Below are 7653 nucleotides of genomic sequence, written 5' to 3' on the forward strand. Positions count from 1 at the left end.
TGCGATAAGGCTATTCAATAAATTCCCTCATGTACGTAAAAAGCTATGGGGCAATAGCTTTTGGGCCAGAGGTTATTTTGTAGATACAGTAGGTGTTAATGAAGAAATCATTAGACGATATGTGCGCCATCAAGATAAACAAGATCAGGAACATGAGGCTCAATTGTCGTTGCAGATGATGTAGTTTTTGGAATAGCCCCTTCCAGGGGCAAGTCAAAGCCGCCTTCTAAGAAGGCGGATTCTTTACTAACGATTTTGCAGTCGGTTGTAATCCAGCCACCCACTTTCTATCGGGTGATTGTCGAAAAAGATCTGATTGAGTTCGTCACTAAAGGCCCAAAACTTCGGATCAGTACGGCGTACACCCACCATATCTAACAGTGCCTCATAGTCTTTTTCAGTTTGCATTTTCTCTACTATCGCCAAGACGTTAGGCAAGTCCTGTTCTTTCACTCGCCAAAATGCCTCAGGATAACTGCCCAATAAGCCATGCACTAAAGTGACATCATCTTTAGCGGGTTCGCGGTTACTCGCCTCATTAAATAGGCTCGAAATATTCTGATGGGCGCTATTGCGAACTAAGGTAAATATCTCAGCTTTACCCGCTTTTTCAGGTTCCACCATGATCATAGTTAGTTCAGGTAATAGGGTCGCTTGTGTGCCTTTTAATCGATCTAATGTGTGTAAAAGTGCTTTGCTATGTGCTTGCAAGCTGCTGTTTTCTATGTGATATCGATTGGGTTGAACCTTAGCAACCTTCTGCCCGAGTTTTTGATACAGCTCGCCCTTTAGATCGTCGCTAAAGTAGAGTACGCCCGTGGGCTGATGAAAGGTGTTGATATCCCCTGCGATAAAGGCCGTGAGTTGAGTTCCAGCCCCTTGATACCAATCACTCAACTGCTTGCGCCTTTCCTCCTGCGGTAACAGGGTCAGGAAATTCGATTCCCCCTCCATACGTAAAAAATCCATGTATAAGCGAGTTAATAGCTGGTGGCCGTAGTTACCATAAACATCGAAACCCGCGACCAATAAATAGTGGATACGCTCCAGCAAGGCATAATCGATAATCCAAGCCGTTTTGGGGGGCTCGCCGACTAAGCCTTTGACCACTGTGGCATTGTCGAAGTGGCGCAGCACTGTCAGGCTGGCATTATCATTGGTGTCGTCGCCATCCCAGAGTCCGTCTATGGTAAGGTGCTGGCCGTTTTTGAATTTCTCGTTCAAGAACTGATTACGCGCCCGCATATATTTGCCTTGCTTGGCGGCATATTTTACCCAAGTTACTGCTAATGCAGTGCTTTCTTCCTCTGCAGGCATACGTAGGTTTTCAAGTTGGGAATGGTAAAAAGCGCTAAAGTCAGTGTCGTCCATATAATCAGGAGTCACAAAGTACACCCAGAATCTATCGTTAATGACATTGAGCGCCACCTGACCACGGCACACTGGACCTTTGATAAAGCCCATAATGGTATCTTGGGCGCGGGTCAGCATAAATCGATAGCGCGCACTGGCAGGAATTTGAATAAAGGCTTCAAAGGGATTGGCCGCAACGCTCGGCTTGTAGCTCGGCAGTTGAGTGACTGAGTAATCCGCATCGATAAACCATTGTTGCCAGTTATCCAGCAAGCCGGTATTCAAAGCGTAGGGGATATGGGTTTTATCGACTATGGTTGCCCGATAAGGCCGAAAGCGGTAATAGACTCGCTCCACCTTAGGATCATCGAAGGGACGACGGGAGGCGATAATATCCAGCGCTTGCCCCGGCGGCGTCCGAGAACGCACTAACTCGAAGAATAAAGGCTGGGTGTTCGGCTGATTCAAAGACTCAAAATATAAATGGAAGGCAAACAAATGCTCGTAGATGTAGCGTGCACTTAATTGGCTTTTTAAACTGTCGCCGTTTAAAAACACCTCCCAGAGGTTTATTTCTGCAATAAATTCAGGTGTAAGCGCCTGTGCAAACGGCAGTGGCGCACCTTGCTCGAACCAGTGCATCAACACTTGATGCTCATTAGCATTCAGTGCTGGCAAGCCATAAGGCATACCTGCAAGGGGCTGGCTTTGCTCGTATTTGTCCATTTCCTCTAGGCTAGCGCATTGCTGAACTCTGTCTAGGCTGAAATCAAAACGCTTATCTAAAATCTTGTCTTCGGGCAGAGGATGCATTTGCTTAAGCGTGAGCATTCTGGCTAATACTGAGGCTTGGGTATTAGCTTCTGGGGTTTGATCGCGCTCGTTTAGCATGGGGTAAAACCCGCGTTGACGCCAAGCTTCAGGGGTAAAGGCATCGACAAGTAAGCGATTAGGTGTGGCAGCGACTAAGCGTGTGCCTTGGTAAACCTTTTCCTTACTCGCCCCACGCTCTATACCTTCGCTCGAGGTCATTTTTAACTGGCAGGGGGCATCGTAACAGGCATGACATACCACGCAGCGGCTATTGAGAATAGGCTCAACTTGTGTGTGCACAAACTCGGCCTGTTGAATAAATTGGTCGTTCAGCTGTGCATTTTCGACGCGTTTTTGTGGTGAGCTAGTGCCAAACAGGCTATTGAAATCGATTTGCGCTACGCTGGCACAACCTGTCGCTAACAGCACTGCGACCAACAACAACCTCTTCCATCCCCCTTTTATCGCGTCCATTCACCGCTCCTTCATTTGTCACATGCTATTTAGCAGAGTTAGGCTTTTTAGCCCACTGATAAGTATCACTTTAGCAGAAGAGTGTGTTGGATTTGAAATTTGCAGCCAGATGTTGTTCAAGGAGTTTACTTAAGTTGCCCTACAGACTTTTGGTCGCTGCTCGAAACTTGGGTAAGATAGCGGCTATGAAAGCGTACCTGTGATGGCTGTATTAATTGCTCCAGTATTGTTGTGGCAATAACAAAAGGATGAAGTATGACTGCTGATAACCGCTATTTTTACGAACCGAGCAAAGGCCATGGCCTTGCACACGATCCTTTAAATGCGATTGTGGGGCCTCGACCAATCGGCTGGATTTCATCGCGGAATACTCAGGGGCAACGCAATCTTGCACCTTACAGCTTTTTTAATTGTTTCAACTACAAACCGCCCATCATCGGCTTTGCCAGCACAGGCTGGAAAGACAGTGTTGCTAATATCTTCGAGACAGGGGAGTTTGTGTGGAACCTCACCACCCGCGGCTTAGCCGAGCAGATGAATCAAACCTCCGCCATGCTGCCACGCGGTCAAGATGAGTTTAGCTTTGCCGGACTCACGGCTAAAGCTGGCACCATTGTTAAGGCCGATTTAGTGGCTGAAAGCCCAGTAAACTTCGAATGCAAATTGTCCCAATGTATCCAGTTAACCGCCGCCAATGGCGACAAGATCGATACTTGGTTAGTGTTAGGTGAAGTGGTGGCCGTGCATATTGCTAAGCATTTACTCAATGCCGAGGGGATCTATCAAACTGCCCTCGCCGAACCCGTATTACGTGCCGGCGGCCCATCGGCTTATTATGGGATCTCTGAAGATCTGCGTTTTGATCTACATAGACCACAAGTGTAGGGGGTTGCTCAGGTGCCGCAGGGCTTTGGGTGTTCAAACTTCGTTTGAGTTTGACTCATGAGTTTTGGTATCTCATGGCAGAGCAATCCATGACTTAAGCATTTTTTAAAGAAAAATCAACGTCGTGGGGCTTCACCCCACACCCGACCAAGGAGGACTGCTCGTCCTATCCTCCTTGGATTCTCCAAGACGCCCCTAGCGAAGTTACATGCATTAGTTACCTGTCTCATACTCCAATAAAAATCGCCTAACGGCTCAGATGGCACATCCATGTGCCCCCGAGCCTGCGCCATCATCCATGATGTCGCCACGGCCCCACTCAAACAACTAAGAGCTATCTGCGTATTTCGACAACTTCGCAGGGGACGGTGAACTCCTGCTATTTCGGAGTAAGCTGCTTATCTCAAAAGAATTCTGCCTGTCCTATCTTTTATTTAAATCCAAATCCAAATCTAAATCTAAGTCGTGGGGCTTCACATCTGATTTTTAACAAAGTGTCTTGCATAGGTAAGTTAATATTGTGATTCCGTCTGACGGGTATTAAAGTCAAGCGCACAACGCGCTTAAAAAATAGTAGAGCACATTTGAATATTCAACGAGTTAAAGCATTTGTATTGACGACTCAACTAGGCTCTGTCTCAGCCGCCGCTCGCGCACTGGGCAAACGTCAGCCGCAAGTGAGTCAGTGGATTGCCGAGCTAGAAGTCGACATAGGTGTGGATTTATTTGAGCGTAGTGCAAATCAAGTGGCACTCACTGCGGGAGGCGAGCATTTACTACCTAAGGCTATTTTAGCCTTGGCCCAATGGGAACAATTTACTCAATCGGCGACCCATTATGCCGAGCTTGGTAAAGGTCGGTTAGTGTTGGGGGTTGAAAATTACATTCCTTTAGAAGTCTTACGTTCGACAATTCAGCGCTATTTAATGCAGTTTCCAACGCTGGATTTTGTCTTAAAAGTGGATACTTTCGATGCATTACACAGTGCATTTCTATCCGATAATATCGACCTTTTACTGTTACATGAAACGGTTGAATTACATCAATCTCAATCGGGTTACTGCCGCCTTGGCGAATATCAAGAGGTAATGTTGATATCTGGACAGCATACATTAGCTTCACAGCAGGTAATCGACCCCGCACAATTAGCGCTCTATCGTGAATATATTTGGGCAGGAGGGCAGACTGAAAGTGATGATCTCGAAGTCGGATTTAGTGGCCATTATTGCCAAATCCCCGATCTTGCTTTGTTAAAGTCCTTACTTGCCGAAGGGGATGGATATAGTTTTTTGCCGTTATCTTTAGCGCAGACAGAAATTGACAGTGGAAGATTAAAAGTTGTCCAATTGAGTAGTGAATTTGCGCCTATGAAGCGGCGGCTCGAAATGCGCTGGCATCATGGGTTTGAGGCCAGCACCTTGGGGTCTTCTTTGCTGACGTTAATAAAAGAGCAACTCAGCAAATAATTAGATTGATACGGGATTGCTATTGATCATTGAGATCGAACACTAGCTCCCCCTCTAACCACGTCATTAAAATTTGAGTGTCAGCAATTTGTTTTGCTGTGGCTTGGGTAATGTCTCGCTCTAATACAACAAAATCGGCAGATTTCCCTAGCGCGATAGAACCAGTAATGTCACTTATGCCCAAGGCGTTAGCGGGATTTATTGTATAGGCTGCAATAGCACTGTGAATATCAGCGATGCCTGCATTTTGCAGATAGACTGCGTTAGCAATACCAACGAGTGGATTGATATCATTCACATTCCAGTCACTACTTAAAGTTACATTCGCGCCAGTCTTGAAAATAGGGTTAATAGGTAATAAAGCATGAGCTCGTTGCTTACCGATAAAAGGGATCGCCCACTCATGATCCTGCGCGGCAATGTAATCGCTACCCAATTGGAAATCGGCATCGACTTTGAGTGAGGCAAAGCGCTTGATATCTTGGGGAGATACCATTTCTAAATGCGTCATGGCATAAGGGCGAGTAGCTCCCTGAGATCGTAAAGTTTCAATGGCATCTAAGGTGTTGCGTACCCCTGCATCACCTATTGCATGAATATGTGCCCCGTATCCAATTTTGTTGAGTTCAGTAAGCCACCACGCCATTTTACTGGCAGGAACATACTCGAGTCCCCTAGGAAGTTCGGGGGTGTAGCTCCAATCATAGGGGGCTAATGTACTGGCAGTACCGTTTATGATGATGCCATCACTGTAGATTTTGACCTGATTGATGAGCAGCAGACGTTGTTTATCATCAGAATGAATTTTTTTAAAGAAATCAAGCTGTGCTTGGGGTTCATCGGCAGGATAAATCCAAGGGCGTAGACTGACTCTGGCGGTTAATTCATCATGACTTTCGACGGCTAGCCATGTTTCTAACCAGTCACGTTTCCAATAGAGTCGTCCATCACCGATAGTCGTTATCCCGTGCTCGGCAGCAGCTGCCAGACCATTTAATAAACCTTGATAATTGGCTTGTTGTAGATTGGGTTGTGATTTCCATGCTTGTTCCATCACAAGATCGCCAGCATTATCGAATAAAATACCGAGAAGTTTACCGCTCTCTTCATCTTTGAGGATCTTGCCGCCTTGCGGATCGGCTGTATGAGCGCTTATCTTAGCTTTGGCTAATGCGAGGGAGTTGACCCACATAGAATGGGATGTTTGCTCCATAATAACGACAGGATTATCGGGGAAGATTTTGTCTAATATTGCCAAAGGAGTGGGGCCATTCTCTTGCATTACTACACTGAGTTGATGGCCATAGCCGAGTAACCACTCTCCCGTTTCCAACTGATTTTTACAGGCGGTTAATGTGCGGATATAGCCGTTGAGATTAGTGTCATCATCCAGTAAACAGTCGCTACCTATTTCACTCGCGGCTTCAAACACATGATTATGGTTATCAATAAAACCAGGTAATAAGTAATGACCTTTTAAATCGATGACTTTGGTTTGATTGCTCACGTGATCCATGGCGTTAATGCTATTCCCAATGTAGACAATTTTGCCATCCTTAATGGCTAAACTAGTCGCTTGATCATGGCCATAGACGTGGGTATTGGTGAGTAAAGTATCTGCAAGTTCGTCGTTTGCACAGGCAGATAGGGTGAATAATCCCGTTAAGGCTAAGCATTTAACGAGTTTGTGTGGCGTCTTAGTCTGTTTCATTTGTACTTGAATCCCATATTGCGTCAGCTATTGACTCATTATGGGATAATTTCTCAATAGTGAAAGTTAGTGACTATCAAGAAAACGAGATACCCATGGGAAAGACTGATAAGCCATATTTTTGTTGGTACATTGTGACTGGTTACTATGGTTTTTTGCGAAAAAGAAAGAGCGGACAGGCATACATTTTATGCTAAAGGTTACGCCAATTTCCCTGCGAAAGTAAAAAGATAGGACAGGCAAAACTCTTTTTGGATAAACAGCCGACACCGAGATTACAGTAGTTCACCTCCCACTGCGAAGTTGCTGAAGGGCGTTGAAGAAAATAGCGTGACGCAGACAGGACGTCTGCGTAGCTTTCGGGGTGAAGGGACGCCCCATCGGAAGCGTTAGCTATTTTCGAATAAGCATGAAGCCAGTCACTAATGCATGTAACTTCGCTAGGGGCGTCTTGGAGAATCCAAGGGCGAAGGCCTACGGCCGCTTTGAGCGCGAGATAGGGATATCGAGCTGGCTATTTTTAACATGGACGTTTTTGATAGGACGAGCAGTCCTCCTTGGTCGGGTGTGGGTTGAAGACCCACGACTTTAATCTTTTGCTTAAGCAGCAAATAATCTTTGGATAAGCAGGTTTACTAAGTGGATGTATCCACAAAAAGTGAAATACGGCGTGACGTATAAAACAAAACCCCAGTAAAAACTCTGTCTCTTCTACACAAATCCCTCGGTTTGCCCCGAGGGATTTTTTTGAACCATTTTTAATTAACCTGATCTGATCCTGACCTTTTGTTTCAGATACCACATGCCATGTTTTTAAGTGAACCATCACTCTGGGCACAGAGCATTTTTCAGCGCGCAAAATTAGGGGATGTACGAAGGACCAAACGGCTTGTACAGTTGGCGGCTCAACTTGCAGCTCATACAGGACAATCTATCGTGCAATCTCTTTCA

Annotated in this window: 5 protein-coding genes and 1 pseudogene; 4 read left to right on the forward strand and 2 right to left on the reverse strand. The window is 45.8% G+C overall.

Going from position 1 to position 7653, the window contains the following annotated elements; all coding sequences use genetic code 11:
* Positions 1–184, forward strand: a pseudogene (tnpA, locus tag L5M28_RS23595) (IS200/IS605-like element ISSod23 family transposase); the annotation flags it as partial.
* A 62-nt stretch (positions 185–246) separates the two neighbouring features.
* Here tnpA and L5M28_RS23600 read toward each other — a convergent pair.
* Positions 247–2640, reverse strand: coding sequence for a fatty acid cis/trans isomerase (locus L5M28_RS23600; RefSeq protein ID WP_263204513.1), 2394 nt, complete (start codon positions 2638–2640; stop codon positions 247–249).
* A gap of 255 nt (positions 2641–2895) precedes the next feature.
* Here L5M28_RS23600 and L5M28_RS23605 point away from each other — a divergent pair, with 255 nt between their 5' ends.
* Together L5M28_RS23605 and L5M28_RS23610 are read left to right on the forward strand one after the other, a co-directional pair.
* On the forward strand, positions 2896–3525 hold the full coding sequence (locus L5M28_RS23605) for a flavin reductase family protein (RefSeq protein ID WP_263200913.1): 630 nt from the start codon (positions 2896–2898) through the stop codon (positions 3523–3525).
* A 584-nt stretch (positions 3526–4109) separates the two neighbouring features.
* Positions 4110–4991 (forward strand): LysR family transcriptional regulator, encoded by an 882-nt coding sequence (locus tag L5M28_RS23610; protein WP_263204515.1) that lies wholly within the window; start codon positions 4110–4112, stop codon positions 4989–4991.
* Between the two features lie 19 nt (positions 4992–5010).
* Here the strand turns inward: L5M28_RS23610 and L5M28_RS23615 are convergent, their stop codons facing one another.
* A complete protein-coding gene (locus L5M28_RS23615) occupies positions 5011–6702 on the reverse strand; it encodes an amidohydrolase (RefSeq protein ID WP_263204517.1) in 1692 nt (563 codons plus the stop codon).
* A gap of 807 nt (positions 6703–7509) precedes the next feature.
* Between L5M28_RS23615 and L5M28_RS23620 the strand changes: the two genes are divergently transcribed.
* Positions 7510–7653, forward strand: a 144-nt coding sequence (locus L5M28_RS23620; protein WP_263140584.1) for a transposase, incomplete at its 3' end; no start/stop codon positions are given.

Source organism: Shewanella sp. SW32 (assembly GCF_025653365.1).
GTDB classification, from domain to species: Bacteria; Pseudomonadota; Gammaproteobacteria; order Enterobacterales; family Shewanellaceae; genus Shewanella; species Shewanella oncorhynchi.